This window comes from Mesobacillus subterraneus (assembly GCF_020524355.2).
GTDB lineage: Bacteria > Bacillota > Bacilli > Bacillales > Cytobacillaceae > Mesobacillus > Mesobacillus subterraneus_C.
In genome coordinates this window covers 496,843-522,072 of sequence record NZ_CP129019.1, presented here as the reverse complement: position 1 = coordinate 522,072, position 25,230 = coordinate 496,843, and the positions used below count along the sequence as shown (strand labels likewise).

Genomic DNA, 25,230 nt, shown 5'->3' with positions numbered 1-25,230 from the left:
TGAATAAAGCACGTCATTCAATAATGAAGCCTGGTTATTTAAATTTCTTCATTGAAGAAAAATTTAAATCGAAGTTTAGTCGATCAACCTTTTACTGATCCAATCAGCATTCCTTTAACAAAGTACTTTTGCAGGAATGGATAGACTAACATGATTGGAAGTGTTGTAACAACCATCGTTGCCAGCTTGATAGACTGGGATGTTACCGTCTTAGTGGCAATCGATCCTGCTGCATTCGTCATCATCTGGTTGGAACTAGATTCTGCAACAACTTTGTATAAATAGGTCTGGATTGGCTGCAGGTCTGGATTATTTACAAAGATGACACCGGCAAAGTAGTCGTTCCACTGGTATACTCCCTGGAACAATGCAATGGTTGCAATAACCGGCATTGAAAGTGGGATGATTACTTTGATAAAAATCATGAAGTCATTTGCTCCATCTATCTTTGCTGCTTCCTCCAGAGAAGTTGGCAGTTCCCTAAAGAAGGATACAAAGATGATTAGATGGAAGAAGTTGAACATTGTTGGAATGATATATACAAGGAAGTTATCAAACAATCCAAGATCCCTGATCAATAGGAAGTAAGGAATCAATCCACCGCTGAAAAACATGGTGATGACACCGACAAGCATGTAGAAGTTCCTGCCGTAAAGATCGCGTCTTGAGATGGCATAAGCCACCATCGCTGTAAAAAATACATGAGTGATTGTTCCGATGACCGTTTTGGCAATTGTCACGCCAAATGAAGTGACAATACCCGGAGTTTGAAAAACAGCCTTGTAGTTTTCAAAAGTAAACTCTCGCGGCCACCAGTAAATTCCGCCTCTCATTGCATCAACACCGTCATTCAGTGAATTGACGAGAACATACCAGATTGGGTAGATCGTTATAGCACATATAAAGAGCATGATGAGAATGTTAATATTGTCAAAGATGTATTCACTTGTTGTTCGCCGGTTCCGTTTAAAAAGTTTAAACACAACCTCACCCCCTTAGAATAAAGATGTTCCATTCAGTTTCTTGACAATCTTGTTAGCAGACAGGAGAAGGATAAAGGCAATGATTGCTTTCAATAAACCGACTGCTGTTGCATATGAGTAGCGGGCATTTTGCAGACCCATCTGATAGACGTAAATATCAATTACATTACTTGCGCTTTCATTCAACGAGTTACGCAGAATCAAGATCTGGTCGAAGTTTGAATTCAAGACACCGCTTACAGCAAGGATGAAAAGAATTGTGATTGTCGGGCGTATTGACGGCAATGTGACATGCCACATCTTTTGGAAGCGATTGGCTCCGTCAATCGTTGATGACTCGTAAAGCTCTGGTGAAACACCAGCAATTGCTGCAAGATAAATGATTGCTGACCATCCAAGTTCTTTCCATATATCCGAGAGAATGACGATTGCCCAGAAGTTATCAGGTGAAGCAAGGAAATTCGTACGTTCACTGATCAACCCTAAACCTAGCAAAATATCATTTAAGACACCGATATCTGCCAGCCATGTTGTCAAAATCCCTCCAAGTACAACCCATGAAATGAAGTGCGGTAAGTAAGAAATCGTTTGAACCGCTTTCTTAAGCTTCATTGATGTAAGTTCATTAAGCAAAAGTGCAAAAATGATTGGAAGCGGGAAACCGATGATTAATTTAATCAAGCTGATTCCGAGAGTGTTTTTCAGGACGATCCAGAAATTCTCATCCTGCAGGAATTCCTTAAACTGCATCAAGCCGACCCATGGTGCTTCTGAGATTGTCTTGATGATGCTGTATTCCTTAAAAGCAATGATCAGTCCGTACATTGGGATATAGTTAAAGATGAACATCCAAACTACACCGAGAAGGGTCATCCCCTGCAAATACTTTTGAGAAATGATTGTCTTTTTAATTTTTTTGTATTTTTCTTTTTTTGTAGGCTCTACCATTATGGTGTCACTGACTTGTTGTTCGACTGGCTGTTGAATCTTGACTTCCATTTCTTCACCACCTTAGTTGCTGTTGTCTTAACTTGTACCTTTATCATAAAAAAAAGGGCTTACATTTATAAGCCATCGAATTTTGCTTATGGTACCAATTTTTTAGTTTTTGGAGTATTGAACAAAATATTGATACCATCATGTTGTTATCGTTTTCATAAAAGGCAGAAATCTGACACTTTTACCACGCCAGCAGGTTGAATCTATATGAAGAATAAACCTAAAGGTTGGATTTTCATAACTAAAAAGGATAATCTAATCTTAGAGTTTTTAAACGATGCTATTGGAAAGGAAATATATTATGATTGCGAAAACACCAGAAGATTTTAGCGGCTTGAAGGAAATTGGCAGGATTGTGGGCTTGATACGGGAAGAATTAGTCGGGAAGACTGCACCAGGTATCACCACAAAGGAACTGGATGAAATAGCGGGCAGGTTGTTTGAAGAGCATGGGGCGATTTCAGCACCAAAGGGGGAGTACAATTTCCCAGGCTATACATGTATAAGTGTGAACGAAGAGGTGGCACATGGCATTCCAGGCAGCCGTGTAATCAAGGAAGGCGATATTGTTAATATCGATGTTTCCGGTTCCAAAAATGGTTATTTCGCCGACACTGGAATCTCATTTGTCGTTGGGGCAGGTGACCCCATTTTAACCAAGATATGCGAAACAGCTGTGGAGGCATTTGAAGCAGGTTTGAAAAAAGCGAAACCTGGTTCGAAGAAAAGCGGATTAGGAAAGGCTGTCATTGCTACTGCGAGAAAGAATGGTCTGACTGTCATCAAAAATCTTACCGGTCATGGAATCGGCCGAACAATCCATGAAGCACCCGATCACATCTATAATTATCATGAGCCATGGGATGATGAACTTTTAAAAGAAGGAATGGTTATCGCTTTTGAGCCATTCATTTCAACTCGCGAGGAAGAAGTCTTCCAAAATGAAAACGACGAATGGACATATGTAACAGAAAACAGCTTTGTCGCTCAATGTGAGCATACGATCATCCTTACGAAGAATGGCCCAATAGTGATTACGTTATAGAAAACAAAAGAGAGAAGGAAATCGGTTAGCCGGACTCCTTCTCTTTTTTTTTATATTCCTTACTTATTGTTCTTTCTCTGGGCTTTCAACGCAACCTTCTCAAACCCATTCCCTCTTTCTTCTGCAAACTCAACATCCGCTTTTGGAAGGGATTTATCATGCTTTGGTTTTTTCTTTGCCATATGATCACCTCCTTCATCATTTTCATGCTTTTCGTGTTTCTTCATTCTCTTTGGGACCTTTTACGCATTTCCTCACCATTTCCGAATTATTCTACAAGAACTTTTTTTGAGTTCTACCCCGTTTAGAGCAAATGATGAATTGTTATAAAGGACCTTTTTGCTGCCGATTTTGTCCCGTTATGGGCTCATAGAATTCTTTTCTGGCTTTATTTTTTGTTCTTTTCTTTCAGCTATTCTTTATTTTTGAAGAAAATGATTTAACGTTTATAAGGATTATGACTGGGTATGTTTTAGATAATAATAATCCTATCCGAACAAGAGTGTTTGGAAGAGAGGAGCCTGATTGTGAAAAAGAAGCTTTTCTATGGAATCCCATTGTCGCTTGCGATTTTCATTGGTGGTTGTTCTGCAGAGACGGACCAGGAAAATGAACCGCCTGTCGAGGATACGGAAAATGATGTGGAAGATGAAGATTTCAAACTAGATGATGATAAATCAGATAGTGATGGGAAATAAAACATCATGACTATTCAATGGTAAAAAAACCTTAGTACCAAAACGGTTCTAAGGTTCTTACTTCGTTATTCTTCAGTAGACTCCTCGATGATACGCTGTTCTTCTTCGGTTAATTCCTCGTCATTCTCGGTGGTACCTTCCCTTGGTTCATCAGGTAATTCGTGTGTTCCATCTGGTTCAGGAGGAGCTTGTTCATCCTGTTCCATCACCGGTTCCTCTTCCGGCGGTGGATCTTCATCGGCTCCGCAACCGGCAAGCAAAAGACCTGTCCCCAATGTGAATGAAAGAATTAAGTTTCTGTTCTTCATGTTGCCACTCCTTCCTTTTGAACTCTTATTTGCTTATAGCCTAACTGAAAACTGGTAAACATTATCCCAATGGATATAGAATGTAAAATATTGGAACTTAATCTGCGACAAAAAAATATAAAACTGCTAGCCACTAGACCTTCAGTTTTTCATTCATGTTTGTCACCCCGAGCTAAAAGGTGCTCAATTTGTTAAAATAAATAAAAGAATTCAATTCTATTATCATTGCAAATTGTATCTGTTATGCAATATAATTTAATTAAATAATCTGTTATATAACAATAACTAGGAGTGAGGGAGAAGGATGACTAAAACAGATGCGATTGCGCGGAGAATTCTAGGATGGAAGCTGAACAGATGGGACCGCTGGTTCGATTATGAAAAAGGCGTCTTCATCAATGACTCCGAATTCCAGCCGGAAAGGAATCTTTTACATGCGATGCTGGTTGTCGAGAGACTGGAGAAATTAGGTTACAGCTTCTCTTCTAACGGAGTCTCCGAGGCTTCTTTTAATCAATTTAAAGGTACTGGTGAAAATTTACCTGAAGCAATCACAAATGCTGCTTATGCTATCATTGAGAATGATTCAGTAGTGACAAGTACATCATTGTGGCGCAAACTTTCTTAGAACAAACAGCGCAACCGCCCTGCTCGAGCACTATTTCACAACAAAATATTCCCGAAACAACAAATAGAGCTGCCATCCAGACAAAGGATGACAGCTCTTTAAATTTATTCCACCTTTTCGTCCTTCCCTGCCAGCCAAAATGATGCAGCAATCGATGCAACAATGACAATGAAAGGGGCGTAAAACATCGTGAATTCAGCCATTTTCAAACCTCCTATGCGTGGTCGTTCCTTTTCCCCTGGACATAGTCTTTATTAAATAAAAACAGTCTTAGCAGCAAGTACAGTGATGGAAGCAGAAGTCCCAGTCCAGCGATGAACGCGATGATGAGAGCAATTGCCATCGCATCATTTGTAAAGCTGTCGTATATGCTGAGGAACGGATACAACAGATACGGGTAATGAGAAGCTCCATAGGCAAAAAATGCGATAAGGAACTGGCCAGTCAATAGCCCGAACGCCACACCGTATGCCTTGCGATTACCAATCAGGTACACTGTTCCCACAAACAGGATGAGAGATATGGCAAACAGCCACCATAAATCAACTAATCTGCTGTAATGCTCAGGGTTATGGCCCCTCAGTTCAACGATGATGCCTGTTGCGGTAACAATCGTCGGCACACTCCAAATCAAAGCATATTTCCTTAGGAGTTCCGTTGCCGGTTCATCCTGTGCCTTGTTCGCATACCAGGTCAAAAAAACGGCGGATATATATAGAACAGCGGTCAGACTCAGGACAACTATGCTCCATGTCAAAGGACTGGTAAAAAGAGTCCAGTAGTCCAATTCAATTCCTGATGGAGTCTCTTCCACAAACCCTCCTTCTGAAATCGTGAGCACGATTGATAATGAGGCAGGAATGAATAAGCCGGTAAGTCCGTACAAGTACGTATACCTCTTGTGCTTCAATCCGCCGTAAGTGGTGAACGCATAATAAGCGCCGCGGATTGCTAGCAACACCACTCCGATGCTGGCCGGAACGAGCAGGATAGTTCCGTAATAATATGCTGTTTTAGGAAAGAAACCGACAATTCCCACGAAGAAAAATACAAGGAATACATTCGTGACTTCCCATACAGGAGATAAATAACGCTGGATAATCCCTGTCAGGATATGCTGCTTTCCTCTGAAAAGACTATATGCATTGAAAAAACCTGCCCCGAAATCGATGGAGGCGACGATGACATATCCAAAGAGAAAAATCCAGAGGACCGATATCCCGATTAGTTCAAGTGTCATCGAAACTCACCTTCCTTCTCCAGTTCCCTGTCTGCCAGTTCCTGCTCAACTGTGTTTTTCCGGAACATCCTTGTTAATACAACAGTACTTCCGATTGCCAGTATCATGTATAAACCGGCAAACAAGATCAGCATCAAATCGACCTGCCCGCTCGTCGTTGCTGCATCCTCAACCTTCATGATTCCTCGAAGGATCCAAGGCTGCCTCCCGACTTCAGCGAACCACCAGCCAAGCTCAATCGCCACCATCGATAGCGGACCGCCGAAAACGATCAGCCAGCGATACCATCTTGACCGGATAAAATTCCATTTCAGCCACACACCCACAACATAGACGAGCGAAAGGGCCATCATCCACATCCCAATCGTTACCATTCCATCAAATAAATAATGGATATACAGTGGAGGGATTTCATCTTCAGGGAATTCATTAAGTCCAATGACCTCTGCATTCGGATCGCTGTGAGCCAAAATACTTAACGCATAAGGAATTTCTAGCGCATATTTTACTTCGCCGTCATCAAGAACACCATACAACATCAACGGCGCACCCTCATCAGTCTCGAAGTGCCACTCTGCAGCCGCTAGTTTCTCCGGCTGGTATTCAGCTAGGTATTTTCCGGAAAAATCTCCGATGACCGCAGCAGCAATCGAAAAGATAAGACCGATTTTCATAGTTAAAAATAACGCTTTTTTATGGTATATATGATTCGAACCTTTTAAAAGCCTGAAGGCGCCAATCGAAGCGAGTACAAATGCCGAAGTCATATAAGCTGTCGCCAGCACATGGGCGACCTTTGTCGGCATCGCTGGATTGAACATCGCCAGAACCGGATTGATATTGACCAGTTGTCCGTTCACTAGATCAAATCCTTGCGGTGCATTCATGAACGCGTTCACGATTGTGATGAACACAGCTGAAAAAGAGGCTCCAACCGCAACCGGAATCAATAGCAGCAAATGTTTCTTCTGATTTTCAAAACGGTCCCAAGTATAGAGATAAATCCCAAGGAAAATTGCTTCAAAGAAAAACGCGAATGTTTCCATGAACAGCGGAAGAGCGATGACATTGCCTGCCAATTCCATAAAATTAGGCCAAAGCAATGACAACTGCAATCCAATTGCCGTCCCGGTCACAACTCCGACCGCAACGGTGATGACAAAGCCGCGTGTCCATCTCCTTGCGAGCAGGATATAATGTTCATCCTGTTTCTTGATTCCAAGCCACTGAGCAATCATAATCATTAACGGAATTCCTACTCCAATAGTTGCATAAATAATATGGAAGGATAATGTAAGCTCCGTTAAGACCCGGCTGAAAAAAACTGATTCTTCATTCCCCATTCTTCAATACCCCTTTTCTATCCAGCAAAAATTCTTCCGATAAAAGACAGGCCCATTATAGCAGCCACTAAAAAAGCAAGCCACATAAGCATTTTTTCTTGTTTTTTATACATAAAGTCACCTCGACAGTTTGTTCACTAAATCACATTTTTGTGCAGGCACGCGGACAATTCTTTTATACAATATAAATGTGAGAGAAATATGATATGTAACCCATGTTCGCTTCTTTCATTCCATTCCCATTCTCAGGGCGGTTAAAACGAAAAAAAGGAATAAGAAAATTGGACTGGTCAGGATGACGATAAATTTTAAGGAGCCAATAAAGGTAAATAATTTCTTGTCCTCTGTCAGGCCATCTGCTTCGATTCCCTGTATCAATTCAATAACACCCACAAAAAAAGGAATGAACTCATTCATTCCCAATAAGAAAAGCGCAAGCGCCTTGGTTAGCCCCGACAAGCGCTGGAGGGCCGACCTGTGAAGTCGTTCTTTGACTTCACCTGAGCGAACCGAAGCTGAAATGTATAGCCGACTGTCCAGAAACGGAGAAACTGGAGACTCCGACAAAGAAGCGCTTTTTGCTTCTGCCGGCGGAGTTGAAGTTTCGGAGTTTCTAGGAGGCGAAACGGGACAAGCGACTCGAGGGGCTAGGCGCTGGGGCTGGACAAAGAAAAGCGCAAGCGCCTTGGTCAGCCCCGACAAGCGCTGGAGGGCCGACCTGTGAAGTCGTTCTTTGACTTCACCTGAGCGGACCGAAGCGACTCGAGGGGCTAGGCGCTGGAGCTGGACATTTCTCGAAGTGAAATTTATGCTCTCTTATCTCTTAAAATAACCTCCGGCCTCCCGACTGGATAATATTCAACTGGCCCGCACGCTTTGAGGGCCGTTTCATCTAAGCAGTTCCTGCCGTCAAAGATGATCCGCTGGTTCATGACATTCAATACAGCTCCCAATTCTAGCTGACTGAACTCTTCCCATTCTGTGACAATAAACAGGGCATCTGCTCCTTTTGCGGCTTCTACTGCTGAGTCCACATAGGCAATGACATCGCCAATGACCTTCCTTGCGTTGCAGGCTGCAACTGGGTCGTATGCTGCAACCTTAGCGCCAGCTGCAGTTAAAGAACGTGCAATTTTTACCGATGGTGCTTCCCTGATGTCATCTGTTTCCGGCTTGAATGACAGGCCGAGCATGGCTATTTTCTTATCCTTTAATGCACTGAATCTTTTTAGTGCTTTTCCTACAAGCAGCTCTTGCTGATGGTCATTGATGGCGATCGTCTCTTCTAATAATGAAAAAGGAACCCCTAGCTCCCTGGAGGTGTGCAGCAGTGCTTTTACATCCTTTGGAAAACAGGACCCGCCATACCCTATTCCGGCATTTAAAAAGGCTGCTCCGATTCGCTTGTCAAAGCCCATTCCCTTCGCTACATCCCTGACATCAGCTCCGGCGGCTTCGCATAGATTGGCGATTGCATTGATAAAACTGATTTTCGTCGCTAAAAATGCATTGGAGGCGTATTTAATCATTTCCGCGCTTTTGACATCCGTCAACAGAAACGGAACGTTCAGCGGACGATACATCTCCTGGATTTTTTCAGATGCACTCTCATCGTCAGAGCCTATGATAATCCTGTCTGCTTTCAAGGTATCCTCGATGGCTGTTCCCTGTCGGAGAAATTCCGGATTGGAGACCATTTTGATCTCAACATTATTTTTCAGCTGCTCTAATAATAATTGTTTCACATATTGATTCGTACCCACCGGCACCGTGCTTTTCACCACAACCACACAATCACGGACGATATGCTCAGCAAGATCTTTTGCGGCCTGCTCAAGATAGCTCAAGTCCGCCTGGCCGTGGTCGCTCTGAGGTGTTCCGACAGCAATGATAATGATGTCCGCTTGGCTTAATCCTTGCTGATGAGACGTAGTGAAAGCCAGTCTTCCCGCGGAGGAGTTTTTAATAAGGAGCTCTTCAAGTCCTGGTTCATAAATCGGAGACTTTCCTTGTTTGAGGGTATCTATCTTTCTTTCATCAACGTCAATACAAACTGCTTCGTGGCCGATTCTGCCAGGCAGACTCCGGTGGATAATCCTACATAACCTGTTCCAAGTACAGCGACCTTCATATCAGTCACACTCTCTCTTCAAGACCGTCATCTCATACACATTTTTTACATACTCAATGACGTCTTCCCTGGTATCTTCCCTTTGTAATGCGAAATCCACCGTTGCCTTGATGAAACCGATTTTATCCCCGATATCATATCTCTTGCCCTCGAAGTTATATGCCAGTACTGCCTGCCGTCTATTAAGCTCATTGATGGCATCGGTCAGCTGCAGCTCTCCACTGTGGCCCCGCTGGAAGATTAGCCAGTACATCAAATATTTCCGGCCTTAGTACATAACGTCCCATAATTGCATAATTTGAAGGAGCCTCTTCTTTCGGCGGCTTTTCTATCAGCGCATCGATATAGAATAAATTCGGCTCCAGATTCGCACCCCTTTGGCTTGATGATCCCATATTTGCTGACATCACAATCATCAACTTTTTGAATGGCTACGACTGAGCTATTGCAGTATTCAAATACATTGATGATCTGTTTCATGCATGGGACTTCGGACATCACAATGTCATCGCCAAGCAAAACGGCGAACGGTTCATTGCCGATGAAGCTTCGGGCACAAAGGATGGCGTGTCCCAGGCCCAGCGCTTCCTTTTGCCTGACAAAATAGATATTAGCCAGGCTTGATATATTTTGGACCTCTTCTAAAAGATCAAGCTTATGCTTTTTTAATAAAGCATCTTCCAGTTCATAGGATTTATCAAAATGATCCTCTATCGATCTTTTTCCCCTGCCGATGATGATGATGATTTCCTCTATTCCTGAGGCTACCGCTTCTTCAACAATATATTGGATTGTCGGCTTATCAACAATCGGCAGCATTTCCTTAGGCTGTGCTTTTGTTGCCGGTAAAAATCTTGTCCCCAGCCCGGCTGCCGGGATAATCGCTTTCCGGATTTTCATATGCTGCCTCCCTTTCCATAGTCTTTTATATTCCAAGGGTCAAGATTTCGACACGTTAACGGCCTATCAAATCGAAAACTTCAATGAATAAAATTTACCGATTTCCCACTATCAGTGAAGAGGCCTGTAAACATTTTTTATAAATCGCGGCAGCAGCTTCGGAAGAACCTTCTTTCTTCGCTTCAACAGCATAGTCACCATCGCTTTTTTCTCTTCATCCGTAACCATCCAGTCATCAGGGATAGTTGAGACAATTTCCTCTATTAAAAAAATCGGGATTGTTTGAATCGACTCCAGGTGTTCGAAGAATGCATCTTCATTTTCAACAAATACTGCCATCAACTTTTGAGCTGCGCTCTTCCTTAATCCGATAGGCAGTTTTTCAAGGCCGGATATCTCCCAATTATATGACCCAAGAATCTCCGCGTGGTCGATGATCCATAAATAATAGCTATCCTTTGTATCTTCCTGTAAAAGAATATTCTTGCGTGTGCGATCCCTGTTGCCAAGCCAATAATCAAGGAGGATAATTCCTGCCAGCATTTCTGCATTCACAATCCCGGCAACATTCTTTACCTGGTGACCGTCAAGGCAGTCGGGCACATAAAGAGATGCAAATTGAAACTGCGTAAGAGTAAATTGATTGGAATCAGGAATCATTGCAGCAAAATTCTCGGGAATTTCGACCAGCCTGGCAAACGGAACCGGCAAACCGAGGTATCTTGCCAGGCAATAGGCCACCCATTCATTCGGCAACGACTTTTCAAACCCGGTCTGTAAAAATTTGACCACATAATCTCTGCCATCATCAAAAGCGATGAGATGGGCATTCGATTTCCCTGCTAATTTCCTTCGGTATGATACAGGTTTAATCACGACTGATTCCCTCCGTTCCCGCGTTCATGAACAATCTCATACAATAAATCAATATACTGGTCCGCTACGACTTCGATTGCAAAATGCTGCCGGACATGCTGGATGGCTGTCTTTGACATCTGCTTCTGCCTATCAGGGAAATCAATGATGGAGTATAGCTTATTAACAGCATCCTCGACATTTTGTCCGTAATAGAGCATTCCGGTCTTCTCCTGGAGGACCAGCTCCGTGACCGGCATCATGTTCGACGCTACTACCGGTACACCACATGCCATCGATTCAATAAAGGTGTTGCCGAAGGATTCAGACTTTGTCGTTGCCAGCGTGCAGCCTCCTGATTTACGGATTTTCGCGTAGACATGCGGCATTTGCTGATAAGGAATGACAGGGTGCCATTTGACAATGTCTGTCAGGTCTTCCTCGTGCCATTTCGCTGCGAATTCTTCCCTCTGGACGCTTTGAGCACCGCCAATCACCCAAATTTCGATATCATCTCTTTCAGCATTAATTCTTTTGGCTATTTCCAGGAGCATCAGCCAATTTTTCCGTTTATCCAATCGGCCAATCCAACCGATGATTTTCTTGCCCTCCGGCAACACCGGCGCTTGATGATAATCAATTTCCCTTTCCCTTAAAAGGCGGAAGAAAGATGTATCCACTCCGTTATAAATCACCTGGACTCGCTCAATTTCCGTTAATATGGAAACGACTTGCTTTTGATAATTGGAAGGGACAATGATGGTTTCAGGTACAATTTCCCTGAAGTTTTTTAAATGAGGATGTAGCTTGATAATTTCAGGGGTACGTGCTTCTATAATCACTGGACCAGTGTATTTCGCTTTTCGAATCCATTTATACGCATCCTTCGTATCGACTACGATAATGGCATCATAGTTACTGGATTGAATGATCCCAACAATTTCGTGTTCATCTTTCGTAAGGTAAACAGGAGCAATATCCTCCATGATATGAAGCCCGCCATGATCAGTCGTATACAAAAATTCAGTATCGATTCCATGCTTTTTAAAATAGAGCGCACGATTCCTCCACCCGGCGTTCACTCCACCAACGGTCAGCAGGCGCCAGATTACTAATACTTTCATTTTGAAATCTCCTCTCTATAGATTGGGCATCCACCAGTTGTGCATTACTTTTTCTTCTTACTTTTCTTGTTTCTCTTCTTTTTCTTATTCAGGCTCTTTATGATTTTGTCCCATGACGGATTTCCTTCAAGGCTGCTCGTTTTTTCAGCATTTTTATTAAAAAAAGAAGATAAATCTACATTTTGCATTTTCTTGGATTTCCCTTTAAGCTTTCTGGCTTTTTTAGAATCCAATCCCATTTCTCGTCCCTCCCAGTATTCATCGATTTTATCCATGACCGCATCAGGGTCTTCACCGCGGGCAAGCATCGTTTTCACCCATTCCTCCTTGAACACCTTCTGCATTATGTTTTCTAGCTGGCTCAAATGAATTTTTTTATCAGTAGTGGTTAACAGCTGGTCACTCACCTCGCGTAACTTTTCCTTATCCGTCTCTTCTTCAAGCAATAAATAATAGATTTCGCGGGAGATGTTCTCCATCTCGATATAGTACTTCCATTCTTTGTAAAGTTCCGGCTTCAGGGATTGGACATGATCTAAAAAGATTTTCTTATTCTTTTCACCAAGAGACGTCATCAGCTTCCTTGGGTAAGGATATACCCTGTCACGCCAAACGGCCCTGGCAACGTCAATCACCTTCAGACTGCCATCAGGCTGAAGATAAATTTGCCTTTTATGGTGGTCAATCCGGTCATAGCCAATCTCCTTAAAAGTGACCAGCATATTGATCAATTTCAGCGACAGCTCCTCACTCAAAGGCTGAGACTGCAAGTACTCCCGCACATCCACCCCCTTGATGATTTCCATAGCGATATATAAATCACCCTTCGCATACAGGCGCGGAAAAAGATCCGATTGCTGTCCAAGAGAAAGAGCGTAATATTCCCGCTCACAGTCCTCTTTATTTCCGAACACCTTTACACATATATTTTCCGTTACTTTAAAAACAGCCCCCTGTCAGCCTTTTCCGATCATCTCCAAAGGGGAATCATTCACAACGTCAACATCCTCATTCTCAAGATTCGCAACCTTGATTTCCTTCATGTATTTTTTTAAATACTTCGTATCCACAATGCTCCTCCTTGCTATCCTCAAGTTCCACTTCTTAATTAATAAATTCGAGGTTGGTCAAAAACGTAAGGGCATGAATCTATTAACAGGAAAATGTGTGCAAGTAGATATATGTGGAGTGATGTGTGACGGACGAAAATTGACTGTTTGTCTCGTTTCTGTCCGTCATTCCCTTGATGACGGACACTTTTTCATCCCTTTTGCTTCTTTTCTGTCCGTCATATCTTTGATGACAGACAGTATTTACATTTGGCTCTTATTCATTATCCGCCGCTAACAAATGGCTAGCGCTTTTTTTCTTTCTCCTGTAAAGGTAAAATAAGTGTGAAAGGAAGTGGACAGATGGCAAACTCAGTTGCAGGAACTAGTCAGTCACATTTGACTCAATATATCCCGCCTAAAGGCATGTACGAAGAATTTGAGGATGAAGCTCATTATCTCGAAAAAGTGAAAGAATGGGGTTTGAGCACGAAGAAGGAATTCTGGTATAAAGACAGATACCAGCATTGTCTTGTTTCGATAAAGGGGTATGAAATCTTTGGCGAAACAGCTGAATTCAACACTCTTGTAATTGAATTTCCAGATGGGAACTTAACTTGTATCCACCCTGCGTACCTGAAGGAGATGCAGTCTTCCAGCTTCGGTAAGGAAATCATTGCTCAAGCTTCCGGTGATGAAGTTGTGGAGGTAAAGAAAGAGATGCCTAAAGCAGCGGCTCCAGCTGAAGCTAAAGCAGAAAAACCTGCAAAAAAAGAAAAAGTGAAAAAGGAAAAGGCTCCAAAATTAGTGTTGCCAGAGGTAAAGGTTCATTTTACCGCGACGGTGAAGCAATTTGCGTTAAGCTGGAATCATTTCAATGAGGATAATGACGAAGTAGTTGTGTTCGAGAATATCCGAATAGAACAGGACGAACCAATTGAGGTTGGCCTGGCATGGGGCTCACACAGCAAAACGCTGAAAAAGCATGAACTGGAGCCTGGACAGCAGCTTGAATTCGACGGCAAAATTGTCAAAAAAAGTCTTCCAAAAGGTAAGGACGTGGAAGATGAATCAATGCTTCTCGATGTATCAGTTGCTTATAAAATCAATAACCCTTCAAAAATCGTAAAAAAATAAGAACGGACTGGCCTCAAATGCCAGTCCATTCTTTATTGTAAGAATTGTATCAACCCTGGTCCAAGCAAGATATGAGCAAGCGTGAATTGCTAAATTTTCATAATAAGAATAGATCATAAAACGTCGCTTTCCTAGATGAAACCCAGAATTTATAATAAATTTGCATTTCTTTTAAAAAACCGTCATGCTAAAAAGGGTAAAGAACAACAAAGTAATAGAGTGAGCAGGTGAAAAAAATGATTGAAATAAAAACTTCTGAAATAAGCGATGGGGAATTCAATAGAGGAGTATTTGCCACACGTGATATTGAAAAAGGCGAACTTATCCATGAGGCGCCCGTCCTTTCTTATCCGAACGACCAGCATGTCCACATCGAAAAAACAGCTTTAGCCGATTATGCGTTTGAATACGGAATTAACCATTCTGCACTTCTCCTCGGGTATGGGATGTTATTCAACCACTCATATGAGCCTAATACAACCTATGAAATCAATTTTGATAATCACACATTTGATTTCTATGCCTACCGTGATATAAGCGCTGGCGAGGAACTTTTCATTAACTATAATGGTGAAGAGGATAATAACGATCCACTCTGGTTTAACGAAGAAAACTAACTACGATGAGTAAGGATATGCTGTTCCGATAAGGTAGAGAACATGTAAAAAATACTTTAATAGGATACTAAAACACAGTATGCTTTGCTTCATGACTACCAGTATAATAAAGCAAAACAGAACGCTTGAACATATCCAAGCGTTCTGTTTTTTTTGTCTTATTAATTTTTGAGCAGCACCAATCGTTTAATATAACGACGGAGGACTATCTGCCATCGTATTTACAAGAATTAAATATAATAAAATATTAGCACCAGGTAGTAAAATGAATATTAGTCTTACCGCGAAAGAAGATATACCAAAATATTCAGCTATTCCTCCACAAACACCTGCTATGGACTTGTCCTTAGACGATTTTCTCCATACACTCTTCATTTTTAATCTCCCTTTGGTCAAAACAATCCGTTTGTGGATTTTTTTCTTATTGTAAATTATGCTTCGTTTGTCTAGTAATTAATTCAACAAAAGAGGTCGTCAATCCTTCCTGGGTCAACGCCCACTACTAGTATATCTTTTTTATCATTCCTATTGGTAATAGGTCTTTAAACAAGACAAGTAAATAAATTCATAGTAAATTATTAGTATTCGCAGAGGGGAACTTATTGATATGAATATTTTAATTTTAGGTGCGACTGGACGAGTTGGAAGTCAAATAGTGGCTTATGCCATTCGTGACAGACATCATGTTACTGCATTCGTCCGCACTCCTGAGAAGATTCAAATAAATAATGAAAACTTAACAAGTATACACGGGAATGTTTTAAATAAGGATGATATAGTGCGTTCAATGGATGGGATAGATGTAGTTATTAGTGCACTAAATACAGATGGCACATCCACTCTATCAGAAGGTATGCCACTTATTATCGAAGCAATGGAAAACGAAGGTATAAAACGAATAATAACTGTAGGAACTGCAGGTATTCTGCAAAGTAGAATCACGCCCATTTCTCTGCGTTATCAATCAAGTGAATCAAAGCAGCGATCAACTCGTGCTGCGAAAGAACATCATAAAGTTTACGATATGCTTAAACAATCGAGCCTCGAATGGACGATTGTTTGTCCTACTTACTTGCCGGATGGAGAAAGGGTAGGCAAATATCGAATAGAACGAAATTTTTTGCCGGAGGGTGGAACTAAGATATCCGTACCGGATACAGCAGAATTTACTTTTAAACAGCTAAAATCAAGTGATTATATAAATTCGCGTGTAGGTATCGCCTATTAATAATTCCTATCCCACTTAAAAACTAAAGTGGGGTTTTGGAATATCTGAACTGACGTTTGAGTTGAAAAAACTCCGTGAAGTAGTAACGTAAACTTCCTTGCCCCGGTTGTACACTTAATAGGCGGTTAATCCGATCACCACACCCTTGTAGTTTAAGAAGAAGTCTTTAATGTTGGAAATCTAAATCATTTAATGTCTGATTTTCTCAGCCAACTCTAAAATAATTCCCTCTGGACCACGAACGTAGCATAACTTGTAACTTTCTTCATATTGCTGTATCTCGCTGAAGATTTCGACGCCGCTCTTTTTCAATTTCGCAATAATAGCTTCGATATTTTCAACAGCGAAGCAAATATGTCGGATACCCAGCGTATTTGCCAAAGGTTGCTGAATACCTTTTTCATCTGGTGGCGTTTCAAATTTGACTAGCTCTATCCATGCTTGACCATCTGGCATCCCCATACCTACACATGCCGTTTTAACATCTTTAAGCCCAACTATTCGGTCCAACTGTTCTCCATTCATTTCCCATTCCGCTTGCACTTCAAGTCCTAAATCAAGAAAAAACGCTTTAGCCTCTGAAAGATCATTTACGTTTATACTCACATGATCTATTCTATTAATCCTCATATCTCGTACCTCCTATATTCCTCTAGTTGTTTTGAAGAAATCCATTCATAACTCCCCTCGAAATGTTCTAACACCTTATCATTCAACAAAGGTTAAGTTGATCCTATAATCTTACTTAAACTCACCTGCTTTGTTAGTCGTAATAAGAATATATCTATAATAAGAGCGTTAATCCTCCTGGATCAACGCATCCGGTTGAAAACAACTAACATTGACAAATCATTAAATGATTACCGTCTAAATCTCTAAAATTAAACCAATGATTATTTTCAATTTTCGTTGTAATTTCGACATTTTTTCTTTTCATGTGTTGAAAAGCTTGTTGTATATTATTTGTGTTTAAATGAAAAGGTGGAGCTTTATAGATATTTTCCTCTGAAAATATTTTGCTGTCTAATACGATACCTGTTCCGTCCATAGGTATTATGTATAGATGACCAAATAAAATCTCACCGTCTGATGGTAATTCTAATATGTCACAATACCAGTCGCGTGCTCTTTCAATGTCACTAACAGGAATAAATGTAGTTCCGATTTGATTTAATATTGGTGTTGACTTCATAATTCCCCTCCTATTTACAGATATTTTGCTAATTCCCTTGTTGAATTAAACTGCGCCGTTCGTACACAAAGAGAATACGATTCTATGGATGAAAACGCATTGTTTATAAGCATTTTTAATATATATTAATCATTTTTTATTGAATAATAGGAGGTTTGAGTAACCAAGAGAAAGCCGTTTTTTTATTTGGATGCGCTGACATCACAATCCAACTCAACAATCACTGTCGTCCCTTGCCCTTTTTCACTGACAATCTTCATTGTGCCATTATGCTCCTGAATGATTTTATTGCTGACGGTGAGTCCTAGTCCGATTCCTTTATCTTTTGTTGTATAAAAAGGGGTTCCAAGGTATCGAAGACGGTTTGATTCGATTCCAGCACCTTCATCAGAAATGCTCGCCGTTACCTTGCCCGGAGCATGCATCTGAAGTTCAATAAGTATTTTGCCGCCATCATTCATGGATTCAATTGCATTTTTCAAGAAGTTTAAAAACACCTGCTTAAGCTGATGCGGGTTGCAGGAAAGCATAATATTTTCTTCTGCATAATCAGTGATGATTTGGACATTGTTCATCAAGGCTTGTGGATGGATGATATTGATTGTACTGTCCAGAATCGACTTCAGGTCTACTTTTACATACTGGACGGCCTGCGGCTTTGCCAGTGACATGAACTCATTGACAATCGAATCGATCCTGTCAAGTTCATTCATCATGATGGCGAGGTAATCCGCTTGTTTCTCCTTATCCAGACAGGTCTGCAATAATTTTGAAAAACCTTTCAATGAAGTCAGTGGATTGCGGATTTCATGAGCCACTCCCGCTGCAAGCTGGCCGGTGACAGAAAGCCTGTCCAGATTCCGGATGGTGGTATCCTGCTTGACTCGGTCCGTAATATTCCTGCCGACACTGACAAAGGACTCTATCTCTTTTTTTTCATTGTATATCGGTGAAAAGTTATACTCTGTATAAACCGAATTTTGATCACAAGGCGTGAATTTCTTCCGTAAAATCTGCGGCTCACCAGTCTCGATAATTTCCTCGAGCTTTTTATCCAGAATGGTATTTTCCTCAGGCGACAGATATTCACTCAAGCTTTTGCCCACAATTTGTTCCGGCTTCAGACTGATTACTTTTTCATGTGACGGTGAAGCATAAACGATTACTTTGTCCTTATTAATAACCTTGATCATGTCAGTCGTATTTTCAGTGATTAATTCATACAATTCCCGGGTTCTATTTAACTCACGTTCCATGCTCACAATTTTTGTGATGTCACGATATATCGCAATGATGGCGATGATTTTCCCATGCTTATTCCGGAACGGTGAATAAGAGACTGCAATATCCAGCATGGAACCATCTTTATGGAATCGCTTCGTTATCATATTGGTATACGCTTTTCCATTTTGGACTTCAGAAATGATTCCCGGTACGAAATCGGGATTAGAAAACTCATAAAAAGTTCTCCCGATCAAGTCTTCTTCTGTATAGCCGAAAATTTCGGTGTACTTATGGTTGATTCTTAAAAAACGATTCTCCATATCGACAATAGCAAATCCGTCAGCCGTGCAATCCAAAAATAAACTCAGCAGTTCATCAGGATTATAGGTCGTTTCATCATCTGTCCCAAAAATAGGAAAACTATTTCGCATAGAGATCTCTCCAAACTTTTTTAACCTTATGTCTCTATTTTACAGAAGATTTCGATATTAAAAAAGAAGTATTTGGCTATCTTCCTATTAAAAGTAAAAACCGCTATCTTTTTGAAAGATAGCGGCAGGAATTATGCTTATTCTTGAGTCAGATGGCTGATTACTTTTTCCACCGCAGCTTCAGCCTGGTCAATACAGCCCGGTATGCCAACACCTTCAAACGATCCCCCGGCAAGGAAAACACCAGGGAGTTCTTGATTGAGTTGTTTTTTGACAGAGGCAATCTTTTCAAGATGCCCCACCGTATATTGCGGCATCGCTTTTCTCCATCTCGTTACAATATGGAAGATTGGTTTTTCAGTAATATTCATTGTCTTGTTCAAATCTTTTAAAACCAGTTGGACGATTTCTTCATCCGACAGTTCGACGGCTTCCTGGTCATCCGGTTTGCCGACATAGCAACGGAGCAAAGCCATATGATCAGGAGATGTTCCGGGCCATTTCTTGTGTGTCCACGTACATGCGGTAATCCGGAAATCGCTGTTTCTCGATACAAGGAAGCCTGTTCCTTCAATATCTTTTTCAATAGCCGATTTTGGAAATGCCATCGCGACATTTGCTACAGAATTGGATGGCATATCTTTGAATTGTTCCATGAATGCATACTCAGAAAGCATGCGTTGCGCATGGAAATGGTCAGTCGTGATGACGACGCTGTCCGCTGTTTCGACCTCTCCAGTTTCAAAGTGGACTTGATAGGTACTTCCTGTTTTCACTACCTTTTTTACAGCTGTGCCTTTCACGACTGTTCCTTCTTCTAGTCTGCTTTCAACCTGGTAGACCAACTCCTCAAGCCCTGTCGACAATGAGATGAACATTCCTTTTTTGGAACCAGGCTTTTTAGCAGCTTTCGGCGGCTTTGGCATCGATTTATTCAATCCAACCACAAGGCTTCGATACTTCTGTTCGATTTCATAAAAGTTCGGGAACAAGGTCATCAAACTGAGTTCATCAATATCGCCTGCGTAAATACCTGACAGTAGTGGATCAATCAGGTTGTCGACCACCTCATCGCCAAGCCGGTAGCGGAAAAAAGCCCCTAGCGACTGATCTGCTTTCGGCTCCCCTTTTGGTAAAATGAAATCCCCCGCAGCACGCAATTTCCCAAGTGGTGAAAATAATCCTGATAATGCAAATGGCGTCACCTTTGTGGGAATGCCCATGAAAGAGCCCTCAGGCATTGTATGAAGCTTGCCTCTCGCGTAAATATAGGATTTCCCTGCAGTATTAGTTATAATTTTATCTTTAAGGTCGACTTCTTCTATCAATCTCATCGCACTCTTTTTTCTCGCAATGATAGAATCCGGTCCTCTTTCAATGACGAACCCGTCCCGTTTCTCAGTACTGATGACACCGCCAAGACGTTGGCTTGCCTCAAATAACTTCACCCTGATGGGAAGCTGATTCTCCCTTGCTTTCTTTTGGAGATAATATGCTGTCGATAGTCCTGTAATACCGCCGCCAACAACAATGACCTTCATTTCGTCCATTCCGCTCACCTATTCTTTAGTAATGTATTGATTATCCTATAAATTAATTAACTAGGTATGTGCAGTATTTAACATATTTAAAGTATAGCACTCGAAATTCATAGGAAGATGGGTGTTTTTTTACTAAAATGTGAACGAGGGATTTGGAAAAAATAACAGGTGATCTCCTGTTTGCGAAATTTGCATAAACAGGTGCGAATTGGAGGGGGTTCTGCCGAAAACAAGTATGTTTTCTTCGCTGGAACTAGATGTCTAATATTGAAATGGACCCTTAGGGAATGCCGAGCTAGTGCATAAGGGTACGATTTGCCCTTTACCGTACCCTTATAGCAGACGATTGCCTCACATAAGGGTACGTTTTTCTCTTTATCGTACCCTTATAGCAGACGATTGCCTCACATAAGGGTACGTTTTTCCACTTTATCGTACCCTTATAGCAGATGAATGCCTCACATAAGGGTACGATTTGCCCTTTATCGTACCCTTATGGCAGATGAATGCCTCACATAAGGTGACGATTTTCTCTTTATCGTACCCTTATAGCAGATGAATGCCTCACATAAGGGTACGATTTGCCCTTTATCGTACCCTTATGGCAGATGAATGCCTCACATAAGGGTACGATTTGCCCTTTATCGTACCCTTATGGCAGATGAATGCCTCACATAAGGTGACGATTTTCTCTTTATCGTACCCTTATGGCAGATGAATGCCTCACATAAGGGTACGATTTGCCCTTTATCGTACCCTTATAGCAGATGAAAATCTTGCATAAGGATACGATTCCACCCTCATCAATAGTGTAACCCTCGCATAAGGGTGTGTTTAGCTAAGGAATCATATATTCATATCTCTTTTTCGATAAAAAACAAAGGTTACGATTGTGAACCCGATCAGCAGCAGAAAGGAAAATGCAAGATACAGTGGCTCGAATCCGCCTTCCAGCAAAACAAGCTTTGCGTCATAATATTTGAATGGAGTCAGGAACTTCAATCCATCCAGCTTTTCATTCATATCAATAGCTATCGATAAAATGAAAAGGATAAGCAAGATTCCTGTTGACAGGGATGTGGCTTTTTTCGCGTTTTTGTAGCTAGCAGCAATTGCGCTTCCGATAACCAGGAAGATCAGCTGTAGAATGAACATCCCGATCATCAGCAAGGTAATATCTCCGGTCATATTCTCACCTTCCGCATATTTCTGCACCATACCCACAGAGGAAGTAAAGGTCACAATATTGAAAATCAGAATGTTGACCAATGCTGCTATTAGTTTGGATGTTATCATTCTTGTTCTTGAAACTGGTTTGACCAGCAAGAACTCGACCGTCTTGTCACGCTCTTCCTTGGCAATGATGTTCGAGCCGAGCATCGCTGCATGGATAGCTCCCATCACAGCAAGGTATAAAAATAACACTCCGTAATAACCAATCGGTGTTGACAGATCGAGTGAACCCGTTCCCATGATAGCCTGCATCGATTTAGGCATATCAGCCATCAGCGCATTCATCGATTGACCCGTCCCTTCAAGACTTGCGTATTTGCCCATGCCCGCGGCGACCATGAAAATGACACCGATACTCCAGATGATGAGCGACTTGCGATTTGCTTTCATTTCCCTTTTAAAAAGATTCATGACTTTCCCTCCTCCCTAAACGGAATGGACATCCTTTTTTGCGTAAAAATAATAGCTGGCCGAAACCGTTGCGATGATAAACACTATCCCGGCTATGATAAATGAAGTTTCGTAGCTTGAATGTTGTGTGATGTATGTTGAGTCAAAGTAATTGAACGGCGTCAAATAACGTAAAGCTTCATCATCCGTCGTCGAACTGATCATCCCGAGCATAAAGAATCCAAAAACAGTACCGAGCGATACTGATATCACCGACTTAATTCTTGGGGCAATCACAGAAACGATGATTCCTAATGCCATAAACATTAGCTGGATGAAGAACAGGGAAACAGCAATCAAGAACAAGGCTTCCTTGTTAAAATCGTCCCCTTCAACAATAGCTGCCATCACGAAAGTCGCTCCGATAAAAATGATGTTGGTAATAATCAGGGAAACCAGCGCTGCCAACAGCTTGGAAGTCACTATCTGCGTCCTTGTCACTGGCTTAGTAAGCAGGAAGTCGGCTGTCTTTTCCCGCGTTTCCTTTGAAAGGATCGAGGTTCCAAGATTCATAGCCTGGATGGCGCCCGCTAGCTTCAGATAGAGAAATGCGTATGAGAAAAATCCAATCAATGTCGCGATGCTGTCCACGGACAAGCCAATCGCTTTCCTCAATTCAACCGGGAAGCCTTCAAGCAATTTCTTGAACTCTTCCGCATCCTTTGAAAAGGAAGGAAACATTGCTAAAAACAAGACAACCATCGCCACCAGCGACAAGGTCCATATAATAGTAGACTTCCGGTATGCCTTCAGTTCATGAAGGAATATATTCATTTTCTATTCCTCCTTTTCATAATAATGCATGAAAATCTCTTCCAAGTCGGGCTCCTCGACCCAGAGGTTCGAAATCTCGATTTCGGCGATTTTTTTCATGACAGAGTTGATGTTACCCCTGAAGAGGAAGCTGACCGTTCCACCGTCCAGCTCAAGCTGGTTCACACCGTCAATATTGAAAATGTTTTTATCGATTACGGAATTGGATTCGATTTTGAATTTCTTATATGTGTTTTCTTTTAGCGTGCTGATTTTCTCGACGGTGACAATCCGGCCGTCCTTGATGATCGCAACCCTGTCGCACAGCCTCTGAACCTCGCTGAGAATATGGGAAGAAAACAGAATGGTCGCACCTTTTTTGTTTTCTTTTTCTAGAAGGTCAAAGAACTTTTGCTGCATGAGCGGGTCCAGCCCGCTAGTCGGTTCATCTAAAATGATTAGCTTCGGTTCGTGGAGCAGCCCCTGGACGATGCCAACCTTCTTTTTGTTGCCTAGCGACAGGTCATCGATTTTCTTCGTAAGATCGAGCTCCATGACGTCAGCAAGCTCTTTAATCCGCTTGGTACAGTCCTTTTTGTAAAAGCTTGCGGAATACTTAAGCAGGTCCATGACCTTCATATTGTCATAATAGAACACTTCGGAAGGCAGGTAGCCGATATCTTTTTTGATTTCCGGAGAAGCAGTGATAATATCTTTTCCAAAAATCGTCGCGCTGCCGCTCGTAGGGTAAATCAATGATAGTAAAGTCCGGATCGTCGTCGATTTCCCTGCTCCATTCGGACCAATGAACCCGAAAATTTCCCCTTCCTTCACATTGAAACTAACATCCTCAATTCCCCTGGCCTTGCCGTACATTTTCGTCAGATTCTTTAGCTCAATCACGTTCATGCCAGACCCTCCCAGATTCGTTTTTTTCTATTTAATAACGGTTGAAGCCGGTTTAATATCAGTTGGTTCTCTTTTAATACCAGTTGAAGCTGTTTTAATACCAGTTGGTTTTCTTTTAATACCAGTTGAAGCTGTTTTAATGCCGGTTGGTTCTCTTTTAATACCAGTTGAAGCTGATTTAATACCAGTTGGTTTTCTTTTAATACCAGTTGAAGCTGTTTTAATGCCGGTTGGTTCTCTTTTAATACCAGTTGAAGCTGTTTTAATACCAACCGGTTGAGCCATTTTTCAAAACAGATATGGTTCAATTTCCAACTTTCTAACTGGTGGAGCACTTTTATCTACGGTTGGACTCTTTTTATAAACGGTTAATGAAATTTTATCTACGGTTGGACTCTTTTGATCGACGGTTGTGACCATTTCCGTCTATGTTGCTGCCTGTTAGAAATTCGGATTACTCACTTTTATAAAATGACTTCTTCATCATATCGATATACACTTCGACTTCTTTAAAAGCTTCATTAAAATTAAGAAACTCTTTGTTCAGTTTTTTCGCTTTTTCGAGTTCCTGGTTGCTGAAGCCTTCGAGAGTCCACATGATGATGTTGATTGTTCTTGGAATATCCGTACCTTCACGGAACTTTGCAAGGTCGATATTTTCGAATAATCTGCCAAAGCTGTTGTTCATCAGTTCTGTGCTGGTGCTGTTCAATGCCTCTTTCACTTCTTCTGAAGTTTCCATTGAAGCTGACATCATAAAGTTGAATACTTCGGGATGTCTTGCCATCAGCTTATTTTTGAGGATCATCATGTTCTTCAGCCGCTCAAAAATATCACGTTCGCTGAAGTCTAATTCATTAAATAGTTCTTCCAATAACACATCAACAAAGTGGTTATAGAGAAACAAATAGAGTTCTTTTTTATTCGAGAAATAGTGGAATAGCAGCCCTTTTGAGATTCCTGCTGATTTGACGATTTCATTTGTGGATGCATTTTCGTATCCTTTCAGGGCAAACTCCTTTAGAGCTGCGTTCAGGATTCGTTCTTGCTTTTCAGGATTCAAACTTAAAAATTTTGAAGACATCATGACCTCCTTAAAAAACCGCATTGACCAACCTGGTCAATATCATTATATTCCCTATTGACCACTTTGGTCAACAACAATCTTAGTTCTCTTTTCGACATGATTTTCCTCAAAGAACAAAAAGCGCA

General features: G+C 41.4%; 28 protein-coding genes and 1 pseudogene. 7 read left to right on the top strand and 22 right to left on the bottom strand.

The features are described 5' to 3' along the window. Positions 1 to 83: 83 nt before the first annotated feature. Both LC048_RS02580 and LC048_RS02575 read right to left on the bottom strand, forming a co-directional pair. Positions 84 to 911: a carbohydrate ABC transporter permease gene (locus LC048_RS02580; RefSeq protein WP_214907195.1), complete on the bottom strand. Its 828-nt coding sequence runs from the start codon at positions 909 to 911 to the stop codon at positions 84 to 86. A gap of 84 nt (positions 912 to 995) precedes the next feature. Further along, positions 996 to 1,931, bottom strand: coding sequence for an ABC transporter permease (locus tag LC048_RS02575; protein ID WP_306050416.1), 936 nt, complete (start codon positions 1,929 to 1,931; stop codon positions 996 to 998). A gap of 352 nt (positions 1,932 to 2,283) precedes the next feature. Here LC048_RS02575 and map point away from each other — a divergent pair, with 352 nt between their 5' ends. Then, positions 2,284 to 3,027, top strand: coding sequence for a type I methionyl aminopeptidase (gene map, locus LC048_RS02570; RefSeq protein WP_226601944.1), 744 nt, complete (start codon positions 2,284 to 2,286; stop codon positions 3,025 to 3,027). Between the two features lie 59 nt (positions 3,028 to 3,086). Here the strand turns inward: map and LC048_RS02565 are convergent, their stop codons facing one another. Beyond that, the gene (locus LC048_RS02565) at positions 3,087 to 3,209 is read right to left on the bottom strand and encodes a hypothetical protein (protein ID WP_264188347.1); all 123 of its coding nucleotides are present in this window, start codon (positions 3,207 to 3,209) and stop codon (positions 3,087 to 3,089) included. A 345-nt stretch (positions 3,210 to 3,554) separates the two neighbouring features. Between LC048_RS02565 and LC048_RS02560 the strand changes: the two genes are divergently transcribed. Next, complete coding sequence (locus LC048_RS02560; RefSeq protein WP_226601943.1) at positions 3,555 to 3,725, top strand: hypothetical protein; 171 nt, start codon at positions 3,555 to 3,557, stop codon at positions 3,723 to 3,725. 65 nt (positions 3,726 to 3,790) lie between these two features. Here the strand turns inward: LC048_RS02560 and LC048_RS02555 are convergent, their stop codons facing one another. Continuing rightward, positions 3,791 to 4,033 carry a hypothetical protein gene (locus LC048_RS02555; protein WP_226601942.1) on the bottom strand — a complete coding sequence of 81 codons (243 nt, stop codon included), beginning with the start codon at positions 4,031 to 4,033 and terminating at the stop codon, positions 3,791 to 3,793. A gap of 304 nt (positions 4,034 to 4,337) precedes the next feature. Between LC048_RS02555 and LC048_RS02550 the strand changes: the two genes are divergently transcribed. After that, positions 4,338 to 4,661 (top strand): BC1872 family protein, encoded by a 324-nt coding sequence (locus tag LC048_RS02550; protein WP_226601941.1) that lies wholly within the window; start codon positions 4,338 to 4,340, stop codon positions 4,659 to 4,661. A gap of 104 nt (positions 4,662 to 4,765) precedes the next feature. On the opposite strand, the gene cydS is transcribed toward LC048_RS02550, so the two are convergent. From cydS to LC048_RS02540, 3 genes are read right to left on the bottom strand one after another with little or no spacing between them, the layout of a single operon-like run. Then, on the bottom strand, positions 4,766 to 4,864 hold the full coding sequence (gene cydS, locus LC048_RS24895) for a cytochrome bd oxidase small subunit CydS family protein (RefSeq protein WP_371931982.1): 99 nt from the start codon (positions 4,862 to 4,864) through the stop codon (positions 4,766 to 4,768). An 11-nt stretch (positions 4,865 to 4,875) separates the two neighbouring features. After that, a complete protein-coding gene (locus LC048_RS02545) occupies positions 4,876 to 5,901 on the bottom strand; it encodes a cytochrome d ubiquinol oxidase subunit II (protein ID WP_306049363.1) in 1,026 nt (341 codons plus the stop codon). Further along, on the bottom strand, positions 5,898 to 7,244 hold the full coding sequence (locus LC048_RS02540) for a cytochrome ubiquinol oxidase subunit I (RefSeq protein ID WP_226601939.1): 1,347 nt from the start codon (positions 7,242 to 7,244) through the stop codon (positions 5,898 to 5,900). Before LC048_RS02540 ends, LC048_RS02545 begins: the two co-directional genes overlap by 4 nt. A gap of 490 nt (positions 7,245 to 7,734) precedes the next feature. Between LC048_RS02540 and LC048_RS02535 the strand changes: the two genes are divergently transcribed. Continuing rightward, positions 7,735 to 7,968, top strand: a complete 234-nt coding sequence (locus tag LC048_RS02535; protein WP_226601938.1) for a hypothetical protein — start codon at positions 7,735 to 7,737, stop codon at positions 7,966 to 7,968. 82 nt (positions 7,969 to 8,050) lie between these two features. Here LC048_RS02535 and LC048_RS02530 read toward each other — a convergent pair whose 3' ends face one another. The 5 genes and pseudogenes from LC048_RS02530 to LC048_RS02510 form a co-directional block, all read right to left on the bottom strand. Next, positions 8,051 to 9,271, bottom strand: coding sequence for a UDP-glucose dehydrogenase family protein (locus LC048_RS02530; protein ID WP_371932037.1), 1,221 nt, complete (start codon positions 9,269 to 9,271; stop codon positions 8,051 to 8,053). Between the two features lie 105 nt (positions 9,272 to 9,376). Further along, a pseudogene (gene galU, locus LC048_RS02525) lies at positions 9,377 to 10,275 on the bottom strand (UTP--glucose-1-phosphate uridylyltransferase GalU). 111 nt (positions 10,276 to 10,386) lie between these two features. Then, complete coding sequence (locus LC048_RS02520; RefSeq protein ID WP_226601936.1) at positions 10,387 to 11,151, bottom strand: HipA domain-containing protein; 765 nt, start codon at positions 11,149 to 11,151, stop codon at positions 10,387 to 10,389. Beyond that, the gene (locus LC048_RS02515) at positions 11,148 to 12,254 is read right to left on the bottom strand and encodes a glycosyltransferase family 4 protein (RefSeq protein WP_306049360.1); all 1,107 of its coding nucleotides are present in this window, start codon (positions 12,252 to 12,254) and stop codon (positions 11,148 to 11,150) included. The genes LC048_RS02520 and LC048_RS02515 overlap by 4 nt, the downstream gene beginning before the upstream one ends. A gap of 44 nt (positions 12,255 to 12,298) precedes the next feature. Then, the gene (locus LC048_RS02510; protein WP_306049358.1) at positions 12,299 to 13,168 is read right to left on the bottom strand and encodes an RIO2 family protein; all 870 of its coding nucleotides are present in this window, start codon (positions 13,166 to 13,168) and stop codon (positions 12,299 to 12,301) included. Positions 13,169 to 13,666: 498 nt separating this feature from the next. Between LC048_RS02510 and LC048_RS02505 the strand changes: the two genes are divergently transcribed. Then, positions 13,667 to 14,440 (top strand): hypothetical protein, encoded by a 774-nt coding sequence (locus LC048_RS02505; protein WP_226601933.1) that lies wholly within the window; start codon positions 13,667 to 13,669, stop codon positions 14,438 to 14,440. 236 nt (positions 14,441 to 14,676) lie between these two features. Next, positions 14,677 to 15,057, top strand: a complete 381-nt coding sequence (locus LC048_RS02500; RefSeq protein WP_226601932.1) for an SET domain-containing protein — start codon at positions 14,677 to 14,679, stop codon at positions 15,055 to 15,057. 186 nt (positions 15,058 to 15,243) lie between these two features. On the opposite strand, the gene LC048_RS02495 is transcribed toward LC048_RS02500, so the two are convergent. Then, positions 15,244 to 15,432, bottom strand: coding sequence for a PspC domain-containing protein (locus tag LC048_RS02495; protein WP_226601931.1), 189 nt, complete (start codon positions 15,430 to 15,432; stop codon positions 15,244 to 15,246). A gap of 232 nt (positions 15,433 to 15,664) precedes the next feature. Here LC048_RS02495 and LC048_RS02490 point away from each other — a divergent pair, with 232 nt between their 5' ends. Beyond that, entirely contained in the window at positions 15,665 to 16,285 is a 621-nt protein-coding gene (locus LC048_RS02490; RefSeq protein WP_226601930.1) for an NAD(P)-dependent oxidoreductase, read from the top strand. Between the two features lie 189 nt (positions 16,286 to 16,474). Here the strand turns inward: LC048_RS02490 and LC048_RS02485 are convergent, their stop codons facing one another. The 9 genes from LC048_RS02485 to LC048_RS02445 all read right to left on the bottom strand — a co-directional run bounded on the left by LC048_RS02485 (position 16,475) and on the right by LC048_RS02445 (position 25,105). After that, on the bottom strand, positions 16,475 to 16,915 hold the full coding sequence (locus LC048_RS02485; protein WP_226601929.1) for a VOC family protein: 441 nt from the start codon (positions 16,913 to 16,915) through the stop codon (positions 16,475 to 16,477). Positions 16,916 to 17,120: 205 nt separating this feature from the next. Then, positions 17,121 to 17,477 carry a VOC family protein gene (locus LC048_RS02480; RefSeq protein WP_226601928.1) on the bottom strand — a complete coding sequence of 119 codons (357 nt, stop codon included), beginning with the start codon at positions 17,475 to 17,477 and terminating at the stop codon, positions 17,121 to 17,123. A gap of 182 nt (positions 17,478 to 17,659) precedes the next feature. After that, positions 17,660 to 19,132, bottom strand: a complete 1,473-nt coding sequence (locus LC048_RS02475) for a PAS domain-containing sensor histidine kinase (RefSeq protein WP_226601927.1) — start codon at positions 19,130 to 19,132, stop codon at positions 17,660 to 17,662. Positions 19,133 to 19,269: 137 nt separating this feature from the next. Then, positions 19,270 to 20,682: a protoporphyrinogen oxidase gene (hemY, locus tag LC048_RS02470; RefSeq protein WP_306049356.1), complete on the bottom strand. Its 1,413-nt coding sequence runs from the start codon at positions 20,680 to 20,682 to the stop codon at positions 19,270 to 19,272. An 837-nt stretch (positions 20,683 to 21,519) separates the two neighbouring features. Then, positions 21,520 to 22,317, bottom strand: a complete 798-nt coding sequence (locus LC048_RS02465) for an ABC transporter permease subunit (protein ID WP_226601925.1) — start codon at positions 22,315 to 22,317, stop codon at positions 21,520 to 21,522. Between the two features lie 15 nt (positions 22,318 to 22,332). Beyond that, a complete protein-coding gene (locus LC048_RS02460) occupies positions 22,333 to 23,130 on the bottom strand; it encodes an ABC transporter permease subunit (protein WP_226601924.1) in 798 nt (265 codons plus the stop codon). A gap of 3 nt (positions 23,131 to 23,133) precedes the next feature. Then, complete coding sequence (locus LC048_RS02455) at positions 23,134 to 24,018, bottom strand: ABC transporter ATP-binding protein (protein ID WP_226601923.1); 885 nt, start codon at positions 24,016 to 24,018, stop codon at positions 23,134 to 23,136. Between the two features lie 27 nt (positions 24,019 to 24,045). Beyond that, a complete protein-coding gene (locus LC048_RS02450; protein WP_226601922.1) occupies positions 24,046 to 24,303 on the bottom strand; it encodes a hypothetical protein in 258 nt (85 codons plus the stop codon). A gap of 169 nt (positions 24,304 to 24,472) precedes the next feature. Then, on the bottom strand, positions 24,473 to 25,105 hold the full coding sequence (locus LC048_RS02445; protein ID WP_306049354.1) for a TetR/AcrR family transcriptional regulator: 633 nt from the start codon (positions 25,103 to 25,105) through the stop codon (positions 24,473 to 24,475). Positions 25,106 to 25,230 lie beyond the last annotated feature (125 nt).